Raw genomic sequence first — 21,626 nt, forward strand, 5'->3', positions numbered from 1 at the left:
GATCCCGCGCCGGCCGGCTTCCCTCTCCAGGACCGCTCATCATGCTCGCCACCGTACCGCCCCCCTCCTTCGGAGATATGAAGGGTTGCTTTCACAGTTATGAAGGATTAGCTTCACAATATGCTTGAGACGGTTCCTCTTCGGAGGCAGCGGGACTACCGGTTGTTGTGGGGTGCGCGGGTGGTCAGCGAGGTGGGGGGTGCGGTCACGCGGCTTGCCGTGCCGCTGACCGCGGTGACGATGCTCGGGGCCACCCCGTGGGAGATGGGAGTGCTGACGGCGGCGGCCTCGTTACCCTTCCTGCTGGTCGGGTTACCGGTGGGGGCGCTGGCCGATCGCGTGGCGCGGCGGCGGCCGGTGCTGGTCGGGTGTGAGGTCGTGGCCGGGGTGGCGATCCTGACCGTGCCGCTGGGGTGGGCGGTCGGCCTGCTCTCGATTCCGTGGCTGATCACGGTGGCGTTGGTGGTCGGCACCTGTGCGGTCGTCTTCCGTAACTTCAGCACGCCGTATCTCACCAGCGTGGTGGCCGAGCCCCAGCGCACCGCCGCCATCGCCGGGTTCCAGTCGGTGATCGCGATCGGGCAGCTGGGCGGCCCGGGGGTGGCGGGACTGCTGGTCAGCGTGGTCACGGCACCGGTCGCCCTGGTCGTGGACGCGGTCTCCTACCTCGTCTCCGCGATCTTCCTGCGGTCGATTCGCACGCCGGAACCGGCCCGCTCCGCCTCCCCCGATGAACGGCCGTTACGGGGTTCCATGGCGCGGGAGATCGGTGCCGGGCTGCGCACCCTGGGCGGGCATCGGGTACTGCGGGCGTTGGTGCTGGCCGGGGTGACCGTCAACCTCTGCGGGGCCGCCGAGATGGCGATCTACGTGCTGTTCGCGGTTCACGTGCTCGGGCTGCCGGTGGGGCTGGTCGGGATCTCGGCGGCCGGGTTCGGAGCGGGTGGTGTGCTGGGGGCGATCGTCGCGGCCCGCCTGGAGCGACGTTTCGGCGGGGCTCGGGTGCTGCTCGGCTCGGTGCTGTGCTTCCCTGTGGGATTCGTCGCGCTGGCTGCGGCTTCGGGGCCGATTTGGGTGATCGTCCCGTTGATCGGGTTGTCGGAGGTGATCGTCGGGGTGGCGGTGGTGTGCTTCAGCGTGTGTTCCAACGCGATGATGCTTCGCGAGACCCCTCCGGAATATGTGGGGCGGGTCAACGCCTCGATCAACTTCGCGACTCAGGGCGTACTGGCGGTGGGTGGGGTGGTTGGTGGGCTTCTGGGGGAGTTCGTTGGACTTCGCGGGGGGATGTGGGTGTGTGCGGCGGGAGCCGTACTGACGATTCCGTGTCTGTGGGCGTCTCCGCTCACCAGACGGGCGCGTGCTCACCCGGCCGGGGCGGCGGAGTCGCCCAGTACGGCTCAGCACCCTCGATCGACCCCGGCGGCCGGACGAAGGTGAGCTCTCCGAACGCGCTGTCCATACGGTCCAGCAGATCCTCCGTCTGAGGCTCCTGCCGGTCTTCGGCGGGAGCCGTCTGGCCCAGTTCGTCCAGCCACCAGGCCGTCCGGGCGAGGGACAGGTCCGCGTGCCAGGAACCGCCCTGCTCCGCGCGGTGGGTCAACCCCGCGACCGCCGCGAACGCCGCGAGGTACCCCGTCGCGTGATCGAGCGCCTGGCACGGCAACGGGTGGGGCCTGCCCTCGTGATTCGCGATCCCGCTGACCATCTGCACCAGGCTGTCGAATCCCCGCCTGCCTGCCCACTGCCCGGTCACCCCGTACGCGGAAATATCCACCACGACGATCCCCGGCCGCATCCGGACCAGATCCTCCACCCCGAACCCGAGCGTCTCCAGAGCCCCCGGCCGGTACGCCCTGAGCACGACGTCAGCCGCCCCCACCAGCTCCCGCAACCGCTCCGGCTCCGTCCGCAGATCCACATCGCAGGACCGCTTCCCGAACCCGGTCTCCACCACCAATCCCGGCACTTCTGGCAAATTGGCGCTCCCTACCCGCAGCACCTCCGCCCCGTGCGCTGCCAGCGTCCTGCCTGCCACCGGCCCAGCGATCACCCGGCTCAGGTCAAGAACCCGCACGCCTTTCAGCGGACGCGGCCCCTGTCCGCTCCGTCCCCGGGCCTCGGCCTTCTGCCCATCAGATCGGACTACCGGCCCATGCGGACGCAGCCCCTGTCCACTCCGTCCCTGGGCCTCGGATCGAATCTTCTGCCCATCAGGTCGGACTACCGGCCCGTCTGGCCGGTCCAGCTGAACCTCCTGCCCGCCGGGCTCCCTCCTGGCCGCCTCCCCAACCCGCCTCAGCCCGATCAACGGCAGGCGGCTGACCGCCCTCCCCTGCGGATGCCTGGCCCACTCCTCCCGGGAGCGCATAGCCCCGGCACAACCTCCCGCCGCGATCACCGCCGCCTCGATTTCCTCCTTCGTCCGGCCACGGCACGCGCGGGCAATCTCCTCCCGTACCGCCTGGGCAACCCCCAAAGCCCGCAATGCCGCATCCCGATGGTGATCGAAGTTGCAGTGCAGCCGTACCCATCCGTCCGACGCCTCGTAGTCCCCGGACAGCGGCGCCCACGGATCGATCCCCACCCCATCGATCCGGAAATATCGCTCGCTCCGGAAAGCAACCGCCGCATGCCGCAGATCAACTGAAACCCGCCGCCGCGGCCCGGAGCCCAGTCCCCAGTACGCCGCGACCCCAGCAGTCACCGCCCCGACACTGGCCCCGGCAATCGCCCCAACCCGAAACCTCGACCCAAAATCCTCTTCCGCCCCTTCGACCACCACCTCGGGCAACCTCAGCCCCACACCAGCGCCGATCTTCCCAATGATCTCCGCCACCTCCACCCGGTTCGTCCCTCCCAGCTCCGACTTATCCACAGCTTCATCCACATCCTCTGGTCTTTATCCACAGAACCCCGTTCGGCTCTATGTCCGCCTCCCTGCCACCCCACTCTCTTTCCATGCGCCTGTTCCTCCTGACCTTCCTGGCCCTGCTCCTCCCGGCAACCACCCGTGCCGGTTCACCATGGGCGTGGCCAATCACCAACCCACACGTCCTGCGTGGCTTCGATCCCCCACCCCAACGCTGGCTTCCCGGCCACCGAGGCATAGACCTCGCCGCCCACCCCGCCCAAGCCGTCTACGCCGCTGGCGCCGGAACGGTGACCTTCGCAGCCCCCGTAGGCGGAGTAAGCGCGATAGCCATCACCCACACCAACAACCTGAAGACCACCTACCTCCCGGTCACCCCGTCAGTCCACAACGGTGATCAGGTTTCCAAAGGGGACCTGATCGGCACAATCGCCCCCAGCCCCCTCCCCCACTGCCCCACAACCTGTCTCCACTGGGGCCTCCGTCGAGGCCCCCTCTACCTGAACCCCCTCCTCCTGCTCGGTCTGGCCGAAGTCCGTCTCCTCCCGCACTGGCCGAACCCTTCGCCATAGGGTCTTGGTATGGATTGGGCGGCGTGGCATGGCGCATACGATCAGCCGGGCTCAACGTTGGCTGCGCGGTTGCGTGCCGTACAAGAACAGATCCGGCTGGCGTTGGAGACGACCCCGCCCGGTCCGGTGAAGGTGATCAGTGTCTGCGCCGGCCAGGGACGCGATCTGCTTCCCGTCCTGAAGGACCATCCACAGCGTGATGACGTCGAAGCACATCTCGTGGAACTGGACCCGCGCAACGCTTCCGCGGCTCGCGACGCGGCCGCCGCCCTGGGCTTGCGGCAGGTGGACGTGCTCACGGCGGACGCCTCGCTCACCGACCACTACCAGGGCCTGGCCCCGGCGGACATCGTGCTGCTCTGCGGCATCTTCGGGAACATCACCGAGGACCACATCAAGCGCACCGTGAGCTTCTGCCCGCAGTTGTGCGCCACCGGCGGCACGGTGATCTGGACACGCAATCGCCGCCAACCCGATCTGGTCCCCTCGATCTGCGCCTGGTTCGAAGACCTCGGCTTCGAACGGCAGTGGGTGTCAGCCCCGGACCTGGGCTACGGCGTCGGCGTCCACCGCTTCACCGGCGAGCCCCAACCCCTGGCACCTCGCGAGCAGATGTTCGACTTCGTCGGCTCCGACAAGCTCAGGAACCCGCCGCCCCAGAACGCGTAGCCGAAGCCTTGCCCGACCTGGCCGGTCGGGGTTCCTGGCTAGGCGCGGGGGTGGGCCTGCCGGTAGGAGCTGTGCAGGCGGTCGATGGAGATGTGGGTGTAGAGCTGGGTGGTGGCCAGGGAGGCGTGGCCGAGGATCTCCTGGACGGCGCGGAGATCGGCCCCGCCTTCCAGGAGGTGGGTGGCGGCGGTGTGCCGCAGGCCGTGCGGGCTGAGGTCGGTGACGCCTGCCGCGCCCAGGAGGGTGTGCACGACTCGGCGTACGGTCCCCTGGTCCAGACGGCCGCCTCTCACTCCGAGGAACAGTGCCGGGCCGGTACCTTCGCGAATCCACAGGGGGCGGCCCCTGATGCACCACGCGTCCAGAGCACGAAGGGCCGGAAGACCGAAAGGAACGGTTCGCTCCTTACGGCCCTTACCGAGGACCCGAATGGTGTGGCGTTCGCGGTCAACGTCGTCCACGTCCAGACCGCAGAGCTCGCTCACCCGAATCCCCGTGGCATAGAGCAGTTCGACAACTGCCCGATCGCGTAGCCCTCTGACATCCTCCGGCGGCGGACCACCGTCCAGAACCGCCCGCGCTTCCTCCTGGTCCAGCACCACCGGCAGTTCCCTGACCGCCTTGGCCGACCCCAGCAGCAGCCCCGGATCCTCCGTCAGCCACCCCTTCTTGTAACAGAAAGCCGTGAAGGTCCGAGCACAAGCCGCCCGCCTGGCCAACGTGGCCCGCGCCTTCCCCGCCCCGTGAAGCTCCCCCAGCCAGTCCCGCAGCACCCCGATATCCAACGCCCCCAGCCTCGCCGGCTCAGCACTCTCCACATATGCGACCAGAGACGCCAGATCCCCCAGATAAGCCCGAACAGTATGCGGCGACAAATCCCTCTCTACCTGCAAATACCGCCCAAACTCCGCAACCACCACCTCAACTTCAGGAAACGCCATCTCATCCCCAGCATTCGATTCCGCCGCCGAACCCAGGATCCCACTCCCCCGGCAGGCGATACCCCGGCACCAAGCCCCGATTACCCGACAGAGCGTGCCCTCTCGCGGGCCCTTCCACTACTGTGACGATCGGGCCGTGACTGGCGCTGAGGTGGAGCACCACCGGGAAGCGGCCCGCCGATTTACCGGCTGTCCTGCCGGTTTGCCGTGCGCCTGGGCGAGACCACAGTGAACGTCAAGCCCAGGAGAACCCATGACCTCGACGCATTCCGCCCGTTTGATGGACGGCACCCGCCTCGCCGCCCGCATCGTCGAAGAATGCGCGGCCAGAGTCGCCGCGATCACCGAGCAGACCGGCCAAGCCCCCTGCCTCGCCACCGTCCTGGTCGGCGACGACCCGGCCTCGGTCACCTACATCCGCATGAAGCGCTCCCGAAGCGAGAAGATCGGCATCACTTCCCGGCACATCGCGCTTCCCGCCACGACCACCACCCAGGAACTCGTCGACACCCTCACCGCCCTCTCGGCGGACCCCGGCGTGCACGGCATCCTCCTGCAGCACCCCGTCGGCAAGCACATCGACGAGCGGGCCGCCTTCGAGGCCATCGCCCCAGAAAAGGACATCGACGGAGTTACCACGCACTCCTTCGCCGCGATGAGCTTCGGCCTGCCCGGCTTCCACTCCTGCACTCCGGCCGGCATCCTGCGCCTGCTCGACGAGTACCAGGTCGACCTCACCGGAAAACACGCCGTCGTGGTGGGCCGCAGCGCCATCCTCGGCAAGCCCGCCGGCATGCTCCTGCTCAGCCGCGACGCCACCGTCACCTACTGCCACTCCCGAACCGCCAACCTGACCGCAATCACCAGAGAGGCCGACATCCTGGTAGCCGCCGTAGGCACGCCCCCGATTCATCCACGGCACCGCCATCAAACCCGGCGCCGTGGTCATCGACGCCGGCTACAACCCCGGCAACATCGGCGACATCGACTTCGAGTCCGCAAAAACTCACGCAAGCCTCATCACCCCCGTCCCCGGCGGCGTCGGCCCCATGACCATCGCCACCCTCCTCACCCAAACCACCGACGCCGCCACCCGCCAACTGGGCCTGACCACGCATTGACGACGCCCGGCGCCACGGCTGGGCTTCGGCCGCGCCCGATCAGGGTGAAGGGGGGCTCAGCCGCCAGCCATCGGCAGTGCGGCGGATAAAGCCTGCTGATTCGAGACCGCCCAGGCAGGCGAGGGTGGTGGGAAGAGGGAGGCCGGCGGCGTTGGCTATGGTGGCGAGGCCTTGGGGGATGCGGGCGGGGACGGCGTCCAGGACGCGCTTGGTCTCTTCGTTGAGGCTGTCACGCGGATGGACGGGGCCTCGGGCAGTGGGGGCCAAGTCCTCGCCAATGGAGCCCACCAGTTCGATTACCTCGGCTACCGAGGTGACGCAGGTGGCGCGGTTCTGGCGGATCAAGGCGTGACAGCCGGTGGAGACGTCACAGGTGATGGGGCCGGGGACGGCCATCAGCTGGCGGTTGAGGGCGGCGGCGTGGGCGGCGGTGTTGAGGGCGCCACTGCGGATGGCGGCCTGGACGACCACCGTTCCACGAGAGAGCGCGGCGATCACACGGTTGCGGACCAGGAAGCGCATCCGCGTGGGGTGGACTCCCGGGGGTGATTCGCTGATGAGCAGGCCGCGTTCGCGTACGGCCTGGAACAGGTCCTGGTGGGCGGAGGGGTAGCTGACGTCGGTTCCGCAGGCCAGGACGACAACGGTGGGGGCGACGCCGGCCAGGGCCCCGCGGTGGGCCGCGGCGTCGATGCCGTAGGCGCCACCGCTGATCACCGTCCAGGAGCGGTCGCTCAGGCCCGCGGAGAGTTCGGCCGCCACATGCGTTCCGTACGCCGTGGCGGCGCGTGCGCCCACGAGCGACACCGACCGGAGGCAGGCGAAGCGGAGGTCTTCCTGCCCGTCCAGCCAGAGGCCGTAGGGGCGCAGCCGCCCGAGATCGTTCAGCTGGGACGGCCAGCCGGGATCGCCCGGGATGAGCAACCTGCCCCCGGCCAGATCATCGGGAGCCCGGCTGGCGGCCGAGACCGCTCGGTTCGCCCATCCCGTGACGACCTGACCGAGGTTGAGCCGCCGCCCTTCCCCATAGGCACGCTCCCGCTCCGCCTGCGCGAACTCCGGTTCCAGCACACCCTGGCGGACCTGTTCCAGCGCACCTTGCGGGCCATAGTGCTCGATCAGACTCCCCATGATCGGATCGCCCGGCTCGGCGATCCGGGTGATCTCCGCCCGGGCCAGGCGATCAGCATCACCTGTGGCCTCAACCTTGATGTGCTGAATATGGGAGCGGCGAAGGGATGGCGGGGTCGCGGGGATGGTCATGATTCTTGTCCTGTCCACATGGTTAGGGCGGCGCTGATCTCGTCCGCGCCGGGATGGTCGCGGTTGGCCAGGTCGGCGATGGTCCAGGCGACGCGGAGGACGCGGTCGAGGCCGCGGGCGCTGAGGGTGCCGATGTCGAGGGCACGGGTGAGGGGCGCCAGGACGCTCGCGGGGAGGCGGAGTTCGCGGTGGAGGAGGGCGGAGGCCACCTCGGCGTTGTTCCGCCACGGCGTGCCCGACAGGCGTTTGGCGGAGCGCTCGCGTGCCAACTGGACACGCTCGGCGACGGTACGGCTGGGCTCGACGTGGGCGCGGTCGGCAAGGAGTTCGGCGCGGCTGGGGCGGGACAGGCGGACCTTGATGTCCACACGGTCGAGCAGGGGGCCGGAGAGGCGGCCCAGGTAGCGACGGCGGGCGTCCGGGGTGCAGGCGCAGAATCGGCCGGCCTCGCCGCTGAGGCCGCAGGGGCAGGGGTTCGCCGCCAGGACCAGGGTGAAGCGGGCGGGAAACGTCATCGTTCCGGCAGCCCGGGCCACGGTCACCTTGCCGGATTCCAGTGGCTGGCGGAGCGCCTCCAGAACACCCCTGGAGAACTCGGGGGCCTCGTCGAGGAAGAGAACGCCCTGATGGGCGAGGCTGACCGCGCCCGGGCGGACCAGACCGGTGCCGCCGCCGATGACCGCGGCGACGGTCGCCGTGTGGTGGGGCGCCATGAACGGCGGGCGCAGCAGCAGAGGGTGGGTGGCCGGTAGCGCGCCCGCGATCGAATGGATGGCGGTCACCTCAAGGGCCTGGTCGCGGTCGAGGGCGGGAAGGATGGTGGGCAGGCGTTCCGCGAGCATGGTCTTTCCCGTCCCGGGCGAGCCGAGCAGCCACAGGTTGTGCCCGCCCGCCGCGCAGATCTCCAGCGCCCAGCGGCCGATCGGCTGGCCGACGACCTCGACCAGATCGAGCGGGTGCGGGACGGGTGGCGGGGTCGCGTCGAAGGCGGCGACCTCGTCCACGCAGGGCAGCCGGTCGAGGTCGCCCTCGCGGAGCCAGTCGACGAGTTCGCGCAGGGTTGACGCGGGCACGACGGTCAGGCCGGGGACCAGGGCGGCCTCGCTGGCGTTGAGCGAGGGAACCACGATGATCCTGGCCCCGGCTTCGGCTGCCGCGAGGGCGGCGGGCAGGATGCCGCGGACGGGCCGGATCCGGCCGTCCAGACCCAGTTCCCCGAGGAAGAACGGCTCCGCGATCCGCGCGACGGGTATCAACCCGGCCGCGCCCAGGATGGCGACGGCTATCGCGACATCGAAGATCGACCCGCGTTTGGGCAGGCTGGCCGGGAACAAGCTGACGGTGATCCGCGCGTCGGGCCAGTCGAAACGGCTGTTGAGCAGTGCCGACCTGACCCGGTCGCGGGCCTCGCTGATGGCGGTGTCCAGCAGGCCGATGAAGTGCGTGCCCACCACACCCCGGCCGACGTCGGCCTCGATCTCCACGGTGCGCCCGGTGACCCCCACCAGCGCCACACACCGCGTCCGCGCGACGGGCATCAGACCAGCCCCCGCTCGTGCCGGATCGAGAAGTCCCCCGCGAACCGCTCCAGGGCCACCACGTCCACCCGAATGGCGTCGAACCACTCCTGCTGCGTCGCCAGCCACCGGCCCGCCAGCGACCGCAGCCGGAGCAGCTTCTCCTGGGTCACCGACTCAAGGGCCGTGCCGTGACTGCGCCCGGATCTGGTCCTGACCTCGACAACGACCAGCACCCGCCCGTCCCGGGCGACAATGTCGATCTCACCCGCGCCGCAGCGCCAGTTACGGTCGAGAACGCGCATCCCCGCGGCCTGGAGAAATTCCACGGCGATCCGCTCGCCGGTCTTGCCAAGCTCGTCCTTCGCAGCCATGGGCCACCTCCGCCCACGACCTTCGCCCAACCCGCTCCCCGCCAGGGCCGCCGAACCCCGTTCTGTGGAAAACCCACCTTCTGTGGATAACCCCGATCGCGATCGCCGACGGGCGACTCCCGCGTTATTCCGGTGCCCTGTCCAGCTGCGACGCGTCAATGTCCTTAAGCAGTCACGCTGGTTGCCGTATGGCTCCCACCTGCTGACCCTTCAGATCCGGTTCCGGCTTCCGCCGGGGTAGATGGTTACCGTGGAACTCCCACCCACGCTCTTGACTCCAACAACGCGTGTGAGCCCCACGGCAATCATGCGGTCATGCGCCGGTTCATTCTGTGGGTGCGCTGAAGCACAACGGCATACGGGCCTCGGCCGGAGACGCGATGCGATCGGCAGGAAGCCGTGGGCGTCTCGGCGCAGAGGGCACGGTGGGTAGGCAAGTGGGAGATGGGGTGATTTGTGGGGGAATTTCACTGTTTGGGTGAAAGGGTTAGCTGGAGAAGCCTTCCTTGGGCATTTCGAGGTCGGGCTTGGCTAGTTCTTCGACGTTGACGTCCTTGAAGGTGACTACTCGGACGTTCTTGACGAAGCGGGCTGGGCGGTACATGTCCCAGACCCAGGCGTCGGTCATCTTGACGTCGAAGAAGACGTCGCCGTTCTCGGCGGTGCGGACGTCGAGGTCGACCGAATTGGTGAGGTAGAAGCGCCGTTCGGTCTCGACGACATAGGTGAACAGACCGACGACATCGCGATACTCGCGGTAGAGCTGCAGCTCCATCTCGGTCTCGTACTTCTCGAGATCCTCCGCGCTCATGCGGGTCCTCCTGTTCCACACCCCGTCTGGGCCCCTGACCCATTCTCCCGCATCCCCATACCCAGCCTGGTCCGCGCCACTGTCACGAAGGAGAACCGATGGTGCGGGCTGGGCCCGTGGGTCGTGAGCGCACTGCGGTGCGTAGCGGTCACGTAACCTTTGTGCAGGGCGAAGCCATACTCGGGGTGCACGTCGTCGAGTTCGGTCATCATCCTGTCCCGGGTCACTTTGGCCACGATGGAGGCCGCGGCCACGCAGGCCGCCACCTGGTCGCCCTTCCAGACGGCCAGCGAGGGCGCGGGCAGGCCGGGCACCGGGAAACCGTCGGTCAGGATGTAGCCGGGGACCAGGCCGAGGCCGGCCACCGCGCGGCGCATCCCGGCCACGTTGCACTTGTGCAGGCCACGGGCGTCGATCTCGGTGGGCGCGATGACCACCACACTGACCGCCCGCGCGGCCTTCATGATCTTACTATGCAGTTCCTCGCGCCGGGCGGGGGTGAGCAGCTTGGAGTCGGCCAGGCCGTCGATGTCCCGGCCGAGCACCACCGCCGCCACGACGAGCGGCCCCGCGCACGCGCCGCGGCCCGCCTCGTCGACGCCGGCCACCGGGGAGAGCCCGCGCCGGGCGAGCGCACGTTCGTATCCGTAGAGCCCAGAATCGCGACGTACGACGCTGGGACGGGGGCGATAGGCAACTGTCATGACAGAAGCAGCGTACGCCCCATCACGGGATCTTGGAGAACGTCTCCGGACGTGAGAAAAAAGCCAGCCTGGAAAACGGCCAATACCGGGCAAAAGCCGTGCCGATCACGTCGGATTCGGCGATCGTCCCGTTGTGCTCGTCCTCCATGAAGGAGCGGGAGTCCATCGAGTTGGTCCGGTGGTCGCCCATCAGCCAGAGCCGCCCGGCGGGCACCTTCACCTCGAAGTTCTTGCCCGGGTAGTCACCGGGATAGAGGTAGTTGTCCTCTTCCTGGATGGGGACGCCGTTCACCGTGATCCGGCGCTGGGCGTCACAACATTTGACCGTGTCACCGCCCTTGCCGATCACCCGCTTGATGGTGTCCTCACCGTCCCAGCCCTTGAAGACGACGATGTCGCCGCGGTCGACGCCGCCCAGCTTGAACACCACCACCCGGTCGTTGACCAGGAGGGTGTTCTCCATGGACTCCGACGGGATGTAGAACGACTGCATCACGAACAGGTGCACCAGCACAGCCACCAGAACGCCCCCCGCCGTGAAGAGCAGGGTCTCACGGAACGAGGAGCGCTTCTTCTTGGCGGGGGGATCGGTCTCTTCAGCCACGGTCACCTGCGGTACGTTACCGCTTCACCCGTATGCGGCGGCTAAGCCTTACCAGGGGAACCGCCATACCGAAACCGAGCAGGAGCGGGGCCGCCTCACCCGCGAGCGCCACCGCGTGCAGCGCCGGCTGGTTGAAGGTGTCCGGGATGGGCAGCACGGCAGCCCGGTCGAACGGCCAGACGATCACGAAGGCCCGCCCGATGACCTGGCCGATCGGGATGGTGCCGCCGCCGGGGTCGCCGCCGTGCGCGCGGGAGTCGAGGGAGACCGAGCGGTGGTCACCCATCACCCAGAGCCGGTCGGCGGGCACGGTGATCTCGAAGTTGCTCAGCGACGGCACGTCACCCGGGTAGAGGTAGGCCTCCTCGTCCAGCGGGGTGCCGTTCACGCTGATCCGGCCCTTGGCGTCGCAGCACTTGACGGTGTCGCCGGGCACCCCGATGACCCGCTTGATGTAGTCCTTCTCGCCGGGCACCACGCCGAAGGCCGTGCCGACCCAGCGGAAGAAGCCGGCGATCGGGTTGGACGGCTCCTCGTAGGGCACCTCGCCGTCCCAGGAGTCGACGCCGGAGAAGACCACCACGTCGCCGCGCTCGATGTCGCGAACCCGGTAGACCAACTTGTTGACCAGCACCCGGTCGTTCTTCAGGAGGGTGTTCTCCATCGACTCCGACGGAATGTAGAACGCCTGCACCACGAAGGACTTGATCAGGAGCGCGAGCACCAGAGCGACCACGACTAGGACCGGCAGCTCTCGCCAGAACGAGCCCTTCTTCTCTTTCCCGCTCTTGGCGTTCTGCTGGGTGTCTTCCGCGACCACGTCCACCCCGTCCTGCTTCGAAAGTCACAGCTCACAGATCACGAACACGCGAGCCCGCGATATGCCGCGAACTCGCCCGTGCTGTCGAGCCTAGATGATGCCGGTGTAACTGAGGGTCGCCGACGCGGTGTCGGCGTGCCAAATGCCGGTGCGGCCAGGTGCCGTCCAGCGGCAGAAACGCCCGCCAACCGTCGGCTGAACGACGAAAAGCCCGTGCCAGGCGGGCACGGGCTCGTCATCTCTTCCGCCTTACTTCGCCGCGGGAAGGGCGTCGCGCTTCTCGCGGATCCGGGCCGCCTTACCGCGCAGATCCCGCATGTAGTACAGCTTGGCCCGGCGCACGTCACCACGGGTGACCAGGGTGATCTTCTCGATCACGGGGCTGTGCACCGGGAAGGTGCGCTCCACGCCCACGCCATAGCTGATCTTGCGGACCGTGAAAGTCTCACGGGCGCCACCGCCCTGGCGGCGCAGGACGAAACCCTTGAACACCTGGATACGCGAGCGGTTGCCTTCGACGACCCGCACGTGCACCTCCAGGGTGTCACCCGGGCGGAACGCCGGGACGTCGGTGCGGAGCGCGGCCTTCTCAAGCTCCTGGATCTTCGTGTGCATGACTGCGGTTCCTCATCGAAGCGAGCACCCGGAGGTCCATCCGGCCCGCCGCACGGGCAGGCAGCGCGAGGGACACGCGTGCTGAGCTGATACGTCTCGGTGATCGGGCGAATCGCCCAAACCATGAAGCGCCCAAACCATGCTGGGGCAACAGGCACCAGCGTCTAAGTGTGCCACACCGCGAGCCATGGAAGAGACATCACCGGTGGATCGCCGCCCCACTCAGCCGGGGTCCTGCTCCAGCTCCGCCAGCACGCGCAGGTCGCCCTTGTCCGGGTCCTTCAGCCCGGCCAGCAGCTCCGGCCTGCGCTGGAAGGTACGGCGCAACGCCTCGTCCCGCCGCCACCGCGCGATCTTCCCATGGTGGCCGGAGAGCAGGATCTCCGGCACCTCGTGCTCCCGCCACACCGGCGGCTTGGTGAACACCGGCCCTTCCAGCAGGTTCGCCATGGCCCCTGGCGCGAAGGAGTCGTCGGCCACCGAGTTGGCGTTGCCGAGCACCCCCGGCAGCAGCCGCCCGACCGCCTCCACCATCACCAGCACGGCCGCCTCGCCCCCGGCCAGCACGTAGTCGCCGATGCTGACCTCGTCCACCCGCAGGCGAGAGCCGTACTCGATCATGACCCGGGAGTCGATGCCCTCGTACCGGGCGGGTGCGAAGAGCAGCCAGGGTTCGGCCGCGTACTCCAAGGCGACCGCCTGGGTGAACGGGCGGCCGCTGGGGGTGGGGACGATCAGGCGGGGCGCCCCCCCATCGATGATCGCGTCGATGGCCTCACCCCAGACCTCGGGCTTCATGACCATGCCGGGGCCGCCCCCGTACGGGGTGTCGTCCACGGTGTGGTGCACGTCGTGGGCCCAGTCCCGGAGTTGGTGCAGCCGGATGTCCAGGATGCCGCGCTCGCGTGCCTTGCCGAGCAGCGAGACGTCCAGCGGCCCGAAGTACTCGGGGAAGATCGAGATGATGTCGATGCGCATTACACGTCCAGGTCGAACAGCCCCGGCGGCGCGGCGACCACCAGCACCCCGGCGTCCAGGTCGATCTCCGGCACCAGCGCCTTCACGAACGGCACGTACGCCTCCTCGCGCCCCGGCCGCCGTACCACCAGCAGATCCTGGCCGTGGTGGAGCACGTCGGAGACCTCGCCCACGGGCTGCCCCTCCACGGTCCGCACGGCCAGCCCGATCAGCTGGTGGTCGTGGAACTCGTCGGGGTCCTCGGAGGGCGGCAGTTCGGCCGAGTCCACCACCAGCAGGATGTCCCGGAATTCCTCGGCGACGTCCCGGGAGGCCACCCCTTCCAGCCGGAGGAGCAGGATGCCCTTGTGCCAGCGGGCCGACTCGACCACCACCGGGCCCCGGGCGGCGGGCTGGGTGCGCAGGGTGCTGCCGGGGGCGAAACGCTGCTCCGGGGCGTCGGTGCGCACCTCGACGGTGACCTCACCGCGCACCCCGTGCGGACGCCCGATCCGGCCGACGACCAGCTCCATGATCTCTCCAAGTGAAAACAGGCCGGGGGACCCAAGGGGGTCCCCCGGCCTGGTTACGCCTGTGCTCAGTTACACCTGTGCTCAGCGGGCCTCGTTCAGGTCGACCAGGTCGACCCGGACGTACTTGCCGTCGGCGAGGGCGTTGACGACGGTGCGCAACGCCTTGGCCGTGCGGCCCCCGCGACCGATGACCTTGCCGAGGTCCTCAGGATGAACCCGGACCTCAAGGACGCGCCCGGTACGGATCTTCCGTGCGCGAACCCGGACCTCGTCTGGATGTTCGACGATGCCCTTAACCAGGTGTTCGAGGGCCTCTTCCAGCACGTCTAGGCCTGGGCTTCCGGCTGGTTCTCGGCGGCGGGCTCGGCCGCGGCCTCGGTGGCCTCAGCCTTGGTCTCCGCCTTCGGCTCGGCCTTGCGGGCCTTGCGCGGAGTGGTGGCGGCGCCGCCGGTGTCACCGGTCAGCGTCTCCTTGGCGGCGGCCTCGTAGCGCGCGTGCCGGTCCGCCTTCGGCTCGGCGACCAGGAGCGGAGCCGGCGCGGCCTCGCCCTTGAACTTCTGCCAGTCACCGGTCAGCTTGAAGATCTTGAGGACCGGGTCGGTCGGCTGGGCGCCGACGCCCAGCCAGTACTGCGCCCGCTCGGAGTCCACCCGGATCAGCGACGGGTTCTCCTTCGGGTGGTACAGCCCGATCTCCTCGATCGCCCGGCCGTCACGCTTGGTGCGGCTGTCGGCGACGACGATGCGGTACTGCGGGTTGCGGATCATGCCGAGCCGCTTGAGCTTGATCTTGACTGCCACGGGTGTGGTCTCTCCTGCTTCAGCACGTGGATGAGCGGTGTCTCATCGAGTGGGGCACGACGTGTCGACCGCTCGAGGGACAGGCGCGACCGGCGGGGGTGAGAGGGCACCCGCCTGATCACGATGTTCCAACATGACATTCTGCCAGATGATCCGGGGTACTCCGGCCCATCGCGCCCGGTTACTGAGAAACCCGTCCCTTGGACAGCCACCTAGGTGGCGGCTGTCCAGATCACGCGTTTCTCAGTGGTTACTGCCCGGGCAGTTTGAACTTCGACGGATCGAACCCCGGCGGCAGCTGCGGCGCCCGCTGGCCGAGGTTGCCGAGCGCCCCCAGCCCCTTCTGCTTCTCGGGCTGCGGCTCGGCCGGGCTCTTGGGCAGCCCGGCCTTGCGCGGGTCGCCGCTGACCCGGCGGCCCTTCTTCGGCTTGGCCGCCTTCTGCGGCCGCCGCCCGCCGGGCATGCCGGGGATGCCGATCCCCTGGGACATGCGCTTCATCATCTTCTGCGCCTCGAAGAAGCGCACCACCAGATTGTTCACCTCGGTCACGGTGACCCCGGACCCGCGCGCGATGCGCTCCCGGCGGGAACCCTTGATGATCTTCGGGTCCTCCCGCTCGCCGGGCGTCATGGACCGGATGATGGCGGCGATCCGGTCCAGATCCCGCTCGTCCACCTGGTTGAGCTGGTCACGCATCTGGCCCATGCCGGGCATCATGCCGAGCAGGTTCTTGATCGGCCCCATCTTGCGGACCATCATCATCTGCTCGAGGAAGTCGTCCAGCGTGAAGCCGTCGCCGGAGGCCAGCTTGCTGGCCATCTTGGCGGCCTCGGCCTCGTCGAAGGTCTTCTGGGCCTGCTCGATCAGGGTGAGGATGTCACCCATGTCGAGGATGCGGCCCGCCATCCGGTCGGGGTGGAAGGCGTCGAAGTCCTCCAGCTTCTCCCCGGTGGAGGCGAACATGATCGGGCGGCCGGTGATGTGCCGGACCGAGAGCGCGGCGCCACCGCGGGCGTCGCCGTCCAGCTTGGTCAGCACCACGCCGTCGAAGCCGACACCGTCCATGAACGCCTGCGCGGTGTTCACCGCGTCCTGGCCGATCATGGCGTCCACCACGAACAGGACCTCGTCCGGGCGGACCGCGTCGCGGATGTCGGCGGCCTGCCGCATCAGCTCCTGGTCGATGCCCAGCCGGCCGGCGGTGTCGATGATGACGATGTCGTGCTGCTGGCGGGTGGCGTGCTCCAGCGAGTGGCGGGCCACCTCGATCGGGTCGCCGACGCCGTTGCCGGGCTCGGGGGCGAAGACCGCCACCCCGGCCCGCTCGGCCATCACCGACAGCTGCTGCACCGCGTTGGGCCGCTGCAGGTCGCAGGCCACCAGGAGCGGCACGTGGCCCTGGTCGCGGAGCCAGCGGGCCAGCTTGCCGGCCAGCGTCGTCTTACCGGAACCCTGGAGACCGGCCAGCATGATTACGGTCGGCGGGTTCTTGGCGTAACGGAGGCGCCGGGTCTCCCCGCCCAGGATGGCGATCAGCTCGTCGTTGACGATCTTCACGACCTGCTGTGCGGGGTTGAGCGCCTGGGACACCTCGGTGCCTCGGGCCCGTTCCTTGACGTGGGCCACGAAGTCCTTGACCACCGGCAGCGCGACATCGGCCTCCAGCAGCGCGATGCGGATCTCGCGGCAGGTCGCGTCGATGTCCGCGTCGGACAGCCTGCCCTTGGCGCGAAGCGAGGAGAAGACCGAAGTCAGCCGGTCGGAAAGCGTCTCGAACACGTGATTGGCCAGCCTAGAAGGGAATGGTTCGCGGGCACGGGGACTACCCCAGGATCACCAGCCTATCCGCTCACCAGCCAGCGCTGCCCACGCGCGTGGTGAGCGCGTGTTCCACCAGGGTGATCAGCGTGCTCTTGACCGACTCGCGGGCCCGCGCGTCCGTGCGCACCACCGGGATGTGCGGGGAGAGGGTGAGGGCCTCCCGGATCTCGTCCTCGGCGTGCGCGTACACGCCGTTGAAGCCGTTCACGCCGACCACGAACGGCAGCCGGGCTTCCTCGAAGTAGTCGACCGCGGGGAAGCTGTCGGCCAGCCGCCGGGTGTCCACCAGCACCACCGCGCCGATGGCGCCGCGCACCAGGTCATCCCACATGAACCAGAAACGGTGCTGGCCGGGCGTGCCGAACAGGTAGAGGATCAGGTCCTCGTCCAGCGACACCCGGCCGAAGTCCATGGCCACCGTGGTGGTGGTCTTGTGCGGGGTCAGGCCGACATCGTCAATACCGGCGGAGGCGTCGGTCATAACCGCCTCGGTGGTGAGCGGCACGATCTCCGACACCGCCCCCACGAAGGTCGTCTTGCCGACCCCGAACCCGCCGGCAACGACGATCTTCGTCGAGGTCAGGCCACGGCTAGCGCTGCCGTGGCTATAGGCGTCGAAGTCCACTGAGCACCCTTTCCAACAATCCCAAGTCCGGCTTGTTGCCCGCGTCCAGCTGTGGCTGGTGCACGTGCACGAGTCCTTCCGCCGCCATGTCGGCGATCACCACGCGCGCCACGCCCAACGGCATGCGCAGCAGCGCCGACACCTCGGCCACCGAGCGCACCTGGCGGCAGAGCGAGCTGATCGCCCGCTGCTCCGGCGGCCGGTTGGACAGGTCCTGGTGCATCGACGTGGCCGAGGACACCAGCGCCTCCAGCGCCAGCTGCATGCGCGGCGCCGTCCGCCCACCGGTCACGGCGTACGGCCGGACGGGCGAGGCGGGATCCCGAGAGGGGATCGGGGCACCGTACGGCGGCCCCCACGAGTCCATGATCTTTATCTCCTCGGGTGGGTGGCCTGAAGCTCGGCCCGCACCGCCGGGGTCAGCACCTGACCCGCACGTTCGACCAGGAGCGTCATCTGGTAGGCCACGAGTCCCATGTCACAGTCGACCGCGGCCAGCACGGCGAGGCAGGAGCCGTCGCTGATCGACATGATCAGCAACAGCCCACGCTGCATCTCCACGACGGTCTGGCTGACCGCGCCGCCCTCGAACACTCGGGACGCGCCCTGGGTGAGGCTGATCAGACCGGCGGCCACCGCCGCCAGCTGGTCGGCCCGGTCCTTCGGAAAGCCGTCAGAGTACGCCAGCGGCAGCCCGTCGGACGACACCACCACGGTGTGCGCCACGCCGGGCACCGAACTGACGAAGTCGCTGATCAGCCAGTTGATGCCGCGGGCGGCATGACTCATCTCACGCACAGCTTCCCCTTACTCATCACGGCTGGTCCCCTCTCGCGGCACCGCCGGGAAATCCGCCGGAATACCCCTCTTCCTCGCTGATCTCGCCCCGGGCCACCGCGCGGCCCTGCCGGAGCCCCTGCTGGAGGCTGGACAGGCGGCTGCGCGCGCGTTCCGGGGAGAGGGCGGGCATCTGCGGGGGGGCGGCCGCCTGCTGCTTGCCGGGGTCGGCCGACCCGGGCACCAGATTCGCCTTGGGCACCCGCTTGGGGAGCCCGGAGGAGGTGTTGGCCTCCCAGGAGGGCTGCTGGGCGGCCACCTCCCAGCCGTTGTCGGCGGGCGTCTGGTTCCAGCTCTTCTCCTCGGGGCTGCGCTGGAACCAGGCGGACTCGACCGCGGCGAAGATGGGCAAGAAGTCCTCCGGTCGTTCTTCTCGTACGGCCGGCAGCGGGCCGGTGGAATCGGAGTCCATCCCCGAGAACCCGGACAGACCCGACAACCCGTTGTCCGACCGGCGGCGCGGCAGCGAGCCGCCGCCCATGCCCATCCCAGGTCCCATGCCAGAGCCCATGCCGGGACCCATCCCCGGGCCGGCGCCAGGTGCCGTACGCGGATCGAACGGGTTGCGCATGACCTGGCCGGTGGCGGGCGGGTCGAACGGCGACCGCGTGGGCGGCTGCGGGGTCGGCTGGTCGAACATGGACCCGGAGACCGTGCCCGTCAGCAGTCCCGGCGGCGCCCCGGGCGGGCCCCCGGGCAGCGCCGGGGGCGGCCCCGACGGCGGGCCGGGCAACGGGCCTGACAGCGGGCGCGGGTCGAACGCCGAGCGCGGTCCCGAGCCGGTGTCGGCGCCGAACATCGGCTGGCCGGGCGGTGGGAACGACGGGTGCTGCCCGCCGGGTCCCGGGCTGCTGAACGGCCCGCCGGGCGCGTTCGGCGGCGGCGCGGACAGGGCCAGCGAGGGCGCGCCCCAGGCGAGCGGTTCCGACTGGTTCGGCCCGTTCGGCGCCCAGCTGGGCGCGTAGTTGCCCGCGTACTGCTGCTGCGAGTACGCCGGGGAGCCCATCAGGGACTCCGGCAGCAGCACCATGGCGGTCAGGCCGCCGCTGTCGTGCGCCCGGATCTGCACCCGGATGCCGTTGCGCAGAGCCAGCCGGCCGACCACGAACAGGCCCATGCGGCGGGACACCGACACGTCCACCACCGGCGGGTTGGCCAGCCGCCAGTTGGTCGCGCCGATCTCCTCGGCGGTCATGCCGATGCCGCCGTCGGTGACCGAGACCATCACGCCGCCGCCGTCGATGCGGTTGCCGGAGACCACCACCCGGGTGTCCCTGGCCGAGAAGGACAGCGCGTTCTCCACCAGCTCGGCGAGCAGGTGGATGACGTCGTTGACGGCCTGGCCGGCCAGCGCCACGTCGGAGGGGATGTTGATGACCACCCGCTCGTAGCCCTCCACCTCGGAGAGCGCGGCCCGGATGACGTCGGTCAGCTCCACCGGCTGGCTCCACCGGCGGGCGGGTTCCTGGCCGGCCAGAACCAGCAGGTTCTCGGAGTTGCGGCGCATGCGGGTGGCCAGGTGGTCCAGCTTGAACAGGTTGCCGAGCCGCTGCTCGTCCTGCTCGCCCTGCTCCAGGCTGTCGATCAGGGCGATCTGCCGTTCCACCAGGGTCTGGGTACGGCGGGACAGGTTGACGAACATGGCGTTGATGTTGCTGCGCAGCTTGGCCTCGTCACCCGCGAGCCGGATCGCCTCGGCGTGCACCTCGTCGAAGGCCCGGGCGACTTCCCCGATCTCGTCGGCGGAGTCGACGCCGACCGGCTGGGGTTTGGCGTCGGTTGTGTTGCCGTCGGAGTCGCGCAGCCGCTGGACCAGTTCGGGCAGCCGGTGCCCGGCGATCTCCAGGGCCTCCGAGCGCAGCTTGCGGAGCGGCTTGACCAGCGAGCGGGCCATCGCGGTGGTGATGACCAGCACCAGGCCGAGGATGACCACCACGACGATGATGTTGGCGATGGCGCCGCGCTGGTCGGCCGCGGCCAGGGTGTCGGCCCGCTGGCTGATCCAGGCGATCTGCGCCTTCTCCACCTCGTGCATGCGGTCGATGCCGAAGGTGCTGACCTCGAACCACTTGTCGCCGTCCGGCCCGGGGCGGCCGTCGAGATTGGTGAGTGAACGGTTCACCCTAATAAGTTCCAGCGCGGAGAGCCGCAGGAACTCCGACTGGTCGATGGGGGCGCCGGCCACGAGGTCGGAGTAGCGCTGCCGTTCCTCGGGACTGGCCACCGTCCTGAACGAGTTCAGCTCGCTCTCGAAGCGCTTGCGGGCGGCGGTGAAGGCGTCCAGTTCGATGGGATCGAACCGGCCGCCCGCCGTGCCGACGGCGAGCAGGGCGCGGACGATGGACGCCTCGTTCTTGGCGCGGGCCAGCGAGCCAAGCGCGGTGGAGCTGGTGTCCAGTGCCTCGTCGGTGCCGCCCTGGCCGTTCTCGTCGTACAGCCGGATCAGGTCGGCGATGAACAGGGAGTACTTGTCGACTGCGGGCAGCGCGGGCAGTTGGCTGTCCAGCGTGATGATGCGCAGGTTCGACAGTTCGTTCAGGCGCCGCTGGAGTCGCTGCAGGTTCTCCCGGCCGACGTCGCCGAAGGAGCCGGCGGCCTCCTGGGCGCGGTTGCGGACCGCCTCCGCGAGCAGGTCGACCGAGTTCCGCTGGTTGCGGATGACCCCGAGCGCGGGTTCGCCGGGGCGGCCGGTCTCGATGTACCGGGCCGTCAGGTCACGTTCTAGTTGGAGCTCGTGAATCAGGTCGCTCAGTGTGCCGGTGAACGCGGCCACGTCGCTGACCCGTTGATATTCCGCGGCGCTCTGGATGGAGGTCGCCACGCGGAGGCCGCCCAGAAGTACGGCCCCGATGGTGGGGACCAGGATGAGAGCGACCAGGCGATTGCGGACCCGCCAGTTCTTCAGCGCCATCGGGCTTCGCGTGTCCTGTTCACCTTCGGGACCGGGGAGGGCCGTCTGGGGTGCGTCGGACACGGTGCGGTGATCATTGTCGATCGTTGCCGTCCTCACAGGCCGCACCTTCCGCTAAAGAAAAATCAATTTATCCCGGGAAACCTCCCATAAGCCACGGGCAATTGGAGCATAGGACCACGAGCTACACCAATAGTCGTGACCGGATTGCCGCGATCCAACGCGTACTGACCGGTAATGTCCTTAGCACAGGGGCCA

Annotated in this window: 23 protein-coding genes, 1 pseudogene and 1 riboswitch; of the genes and pseudogenes, 5 read left to right on the forward strand and 19 right to left on the reverse strand. The window is 69.0% G+C overall.

The annotated features are described in order from the left end of the window. Window positions 1-120 precede the first annotated feature (120 nt). Window positions 121-1,440: an MFS transporter gene (locus KIP79_RS17900; RefSeq protein ID WP_214105972.1), complete on the forward strand. Its 1,320-nt coding sequence runs from the start codon at window positions 121-123 to the stop codon at window positions 1,438-1,440. Here KIP79_RS17900 and KIP79_RS17905 read toward each other — a convergent pair. Then, entirely contained in the window at window positions 1,346-2,077 is a 732-nt protein-coding gene (locus KIP79_RS17905) for a CoA transferase (RefSeq protein WP_308169765.1), read from the reverse strand. The genes KIP79_RS17900 and KIP79_RS17905 overlap by 95 nt on opposite strands. A gap of 884 nt (window positions 2,078-2,961) precedes the next feature. Between KIP79_RS17905 and KIP79_RS17910 the strand changes: the two genes are divergently transcribed. Both KIP79_RS17910 and KIP79_RS17915 read left to right on the forward strand, forming a co-directional pair. Then, window positions 2,962-3,444: a M23 family metallopeptidase gene (locus KIP79_RS17910; protein WP_250213401.1), complete on the forward strand. Its 483-nt coding sequence runs from the start codon at window positions 2,962-2,964 to the stop codon at window positions 3,442-3,444. 69 nt (window positions 3,445-3,513) lie between these two features. Continuing rightward, the gene (locus KIP79_RS17915) at window positions 3,514-4,113 is read left to right on the forward strand and encodes a class I SAM-dependent methyltransferase family protein (RefSeq protein ID WP_250213402.1); all 600 of its coding nucleotides are present in this window, start codon (window positions 3,514-3,516) and stop codon (window positions 4,111-4,113) included. Window positions 4,114-4,151: 38 nt separating this feature from the next. Here KIP79_RS17915 and KIP79_RS17920 read toward each other — a convergent pair whose 3' ends face one another. Then, window positions 4,152-5,054, reverse strand: coding sequence for a tyrosine recombinase XerC (locus tag KIP79_RS17920; protein ID WP_214105974.1), 903 nt, complete (start codon window positions 5,052-5,054; stop codon window positions 4,152-4,154). A 126-nt stretch (window positions 5,055-5,180) separates the two neighbouring features. Beyond that, window positions 5,181-5,280, forward strand: a riboswitch (ZMP/ZTP riboswitch). A 54-nt stretch (window positions 5,281-5,334) separates the two neighbouring features. On the opposite strand from KIP79_RS17920, the pseudogene KIP79_RS50085 reads away from it, so the two are divergent. Both KIP79_RS50085 and KIP79_RS49490 read left to right on the forward strand, forming a co-directional pair. Further along, window positions 5,335-5,892: pseudogene (locus tag KIP79_RS50085) on the forward strand (bifunctional 5,10-methylenetetrahydrofolate dehydrogenase/5,10-methenyltetrahydrofolate cyclohydrolase); the annotation flags it as partial. Window positions 5,893-5,995: 103 nt separating this feature from the next. Continuing rightward, window positions 5,996-6,175, forward strand: coding sequence for a hypothetical protein (locus KIP79_RS49490; RefSeq protein WP_308169767.1), 180 nt, complete (start codon window positions 5,996-5,998; stop codon window positions 6,173-6,175). A 39-nt stretch (window positions 6,176-6,214) separates the two neighbouring features. Here KIP79_RS49490 and dprA read toward each other — a convergent pair whose 3' ends face one another. The 17 genes from dprA to KIP79_RS18010 all read right to left on the reverse strand — a co-directional run bounded on the left by dprA (window position 6,215) and on the right by KIP79_RS18010 (window position 21,467). Continuing rightward, on the reverse strand, window positions 6,215-7,438 hold the full coding sequence (gene dprA / locus KIP79_RS17930; RefSeq protein ID WP_214105975.1) for a DNA-processing protein DprA: 1,224 nt from the start codon (window positions 7,436-7,438) through the stop codon (window positions 6,215-6,217). Further along, window positions 7,435-8,976 (reverse strand): YifB family Mg chelatase-like AAA ATPase, encoded by a 1,542-nt coding sequence (locus KIP79_RS17935; RefSeq protein WP_214105976.1) that lies wholly within the window; start codon window positions 8,974-8,976, stop codon window positions 7,435-7,437. The genes dprA and KIP79_RS17935 overlap by 4 nt, the downstream gene beginning before the upstream one ends. Further along, complete coding sequence (locus KIP79_RS17940) at window positions 8,976-9,329, reverse strand: YraN family protein (RefSeq protein WP_214105977.1); 354 nt, start codon at window positions 9,327-9,329, stop codon at window positions 8,976-8,978. Before KIP79_RS17940 ends, KIP79_RS17935 begins: the two co-directional genes overlap by 1 nt. Window positions 9,330-9,816: 487 nt before the next feature. Further along, window positions 9,817-10,140, reverse strand: coding sequence for a DUF2469 domain-containing protein (locus tag KIP79_RS17945; RefSeq protein ID WP_214105978.1), 324 nt, complete (start codon window positions 10,138-10,140; stop codon window positions 9,817-9,819). Continuing rightward, the gene (locus KIP79_RS17950; RefSeq protein WP_214105979.1) at window positions 10,137-10,844 is read right to left on the reverse strand and encodes a ribonuclease HII; all 708 of its coding nucleotides are present in this window, start codon (window positions 10,842-10,844) and stop codon (window positions 10,137-10,139) included. Before KIP79_RS17950 ends, KIP79_RS17945 begins: the two co-directional genes overlap by 4 nt. A 22-nt stretch (window positions 10,845-10,866) precedes the next feature. Further along, window positions 10,867-11,454 (reverse strand): signal peptidase I, encoded by a 588-nt coding sequence (gene lepB / locus KIP79_RS17955; protein ID WP_214105980.1) that lies wholly within the window; start codon window positions 11,452-11,454, stop codon window positions 10,867-10,869. Window positions 11,455-11,464: 10 nt separating this feature from the next. Then, entirely contained in the window at window positions 11,465-12,274 is an 810-nt protein-coding gene (lepB, locus tag KIP79_RS17960) for a signal peptidase I (RefSeq protein WP_214105981.1), read from the reverse strand. A gap of 243 nt (window positions 12,275-12,517) precedes the next feature. Further along, window positions 12,518-12,883 (reverse strand): 50S ribosomal protein L19, encoded by a 366-nt coding sequence (gene rplS / locus KIP79_RS17965; protein WP_214105982.1) that lies wholly within the window; start codon window positions 12,881-12,883, stop codon window positions 12,518-12,520. 222 nt (window positions 12,884-13,105) lie between these two features. After that, window positions 13,106-13,861: a tRNA (guanosine(37)-N1)-methyltransferase TrmD gene (gene trmD, locus KIP79_RS17970; RefSeq protein WP_214105983.1), complete on the reverse strand. Its 756-nt coding sequence runs from the start codon at window positions 13,859-13,861 to the stop codon at window positions 13,106-13,108. Further along, complete coding sequence (rimM, locus tag KIP79_RS17975) at window positions 13,861-14,373, reverse strand: ribosome maturation factor RimM (protein ID WP_214105984.1); 513 nt, start codon at window positions 14,371-14,373, stop codon at window positions 13,861-13,863. Before rimM ends, trmD begins: the two co-directional genes overlap by 1 nt. An 81-nt stretch (window positions 14,374-14,454) precedes the next feature. Further along, on the reverse strand, window positions 14,455-14,697 hold the full coding sequence (locus tag KIP79_RS17980) for an RNA-binding protein (RefSeq protein ID WP_155338163.1): 243 nt from the start codon (window positions 14,695-14,697) through the stop codon (window positions 14,455-14,457). Between the two features lie 2 nt (window positions 14,698-14,699). Beyond that, window positions 14,700-15,173 (reverse strand): 30S ribosomal protein S16, encoded by a 474-nt coding sequence (rpsP, locus tag KIP79_RS17985; RefSeq protein ID WP_214105985.1) that lies wholly within the window; start codon window positions 15,171-15,173, stop codon window positions 14,700-14,702. A 250-nt stretch (window positions 15,174-15,423) separates the two neighbouring features. Beyond that, entirely contained in the window at window positions 15,424-16,953 is a 1,530-nt protein-coding gene (gene ffh, locus KIP79_RS17990; RefSeq protein ID WP_214105986.1) for a signal recognition particle protein, read from the reverse strand. A 70-nt stretch (window positions 16,954-17,023) separates the two neighbouring features. Continuing rightward, a complete protein-coding gene (locus KIP79_RS17995) occupies window positions 17,024-17,578 on the reverse strand; it encodes a GTP-binding protein (RefSeq protein WP_214106103.1) in 555 nt (184 codons plus the stop codon). A 22-nt stretch (window positions 17,579-17,600) separates the two neighbouring features. Next, window positions 17,601-17,987, reverse strand: coding sequence for a DUF742 domain-containing protein (locus KIP79_RS18000; protein WP_214105987.1), 387 nt, complete (start codon window positions 17,985-17,987; stop codon window positions 17,601-17,603). Between the two features lie 5 nt (window positions 17,988-17,992). Next, the gene (locus KIP79_RS18005) at window positions 17,993-18,418 is read right to left on the reverse strand and encodes a roadblock/LC7 domain-containing protein (RefSeq protein WP_214105988.1); all 426 of its coding nucleotides are present in this window, start codon (window positions 18,416-18,418) and stop codon (window positions 17,993-17,995) included. 16 nt (window positions 18,419-18,434) lie between these two features. Beyond that, on the reverse strand, window positions 18,435-21,467 hold the full coding sequence (locus KIP79_RS18010) for a sensor histidine kinase (protein WP_214105989.1): 3,033 nt from the start codon (window positions 21,465-21,467) through the stop codon (window positions 18,435-18,437). Window positions 21,468-21,626 lie beyond the last annotated feature (159 nt).

This window comes from Acrocarpospora catenulata (assembly GCF_018476525.1).
In the GTDB taxonomy this organism is placed as follows: Bacteria; Actinomycetota; Actinomycetes; order Streptosporangiales; family Streptosporangiaceae; genus Acrocarpospora; species Acrocarpospora catenulata.

Excerpts from the sequence above, each read along its gene's own strand:
- KIP79_RS17945 (WP_214105978.1), bottom strand. The coding sequence starts at position 10,140 with ATGAGCGCGGAGGATCTCGAGAAGTACGAGACCGAGATGGAGCTGCAG.
- KIP79_RS17900 (WP_214105972.1), top strand. The coding sequence starts at position 121 with ATGCTTGAGACGGTTCCTCTTCGGAGGCAGCGGGACTACCGGTTGTTG.
- rimM (WP_214105984.1), bottom strand. The coding sequence starts at position 14,373 with ATGGAGCTGGTCGTCGGCCGGATCGGGCGTCCGCACGGGGTGCGCGGT.
- KIP79_RS17935 (WP_214105976.1), bottom strand. The coding sequence starts at position 8,976 with ATGCCCGTCGCGCGGACGCGGTGTGTGGCGCTGGTGGGGGTCACCGGG.
- rplS (WP_214105982.1), bottom strand. The coding sequence starts at position 12,883 with ATGCACACGAAGATCCAGGAGCTTGAGAAGGCCGCGCTCCGCACCGAC.
- KIP79_RS17920 (WP_214105974.1), bottom strand. The coding sequence starts at position 5,054 with ATGGCGTTTCCTGAAGTTGAGGTGGTGGTTGCGGAGTTTGGGCGGTAT.
- KIP79_RS17910 (WP_250213401.1), top strand. The coding sequence starts at position 2,962 with ATGCGCCTGTTCCTCCTGACCTTCCTGGCCCTGCTCCTCCCGGCAACC.
- KIP79_RS17950 (WP_214105979.1), bottom strand. The coding sequence starts at position 10,844 with ATGACAGTTGCCTATCGCCCCCGTCCCAGCGTCGTACGTCGCGATTCT.
- KIP79_RS17940 (WP_214105977.1), bottom strand. The coding sequence starts at position 9,329 with ATGGCTGCGAAGGACGAGCTTGGCAAGACCGGCGAGCGGATCGCCGTG.
- dprA (WP_214105975.1), bottom strand. The coding sequence starts at position 7,438 with ATGACCATCCCCGCGACCCCGCCATCCCTTCGCCGCTCCCATATTCAG.
- KIP79_RS18000 (WP_214105987.1), bottom strand. The coding sequence starts at position 17,987 with ATGGACTCGTGGGGGCCGCCGTACGGTGCCCCGATCCCCTCTCGGGAT.
- trmD (WP_214105983.1), bottom strand. The coding sequence starts at position 13,861 with ATGCGCATCGACATCATCTCGATCTTCCCCGAGTACTTCGGGCCGCTG.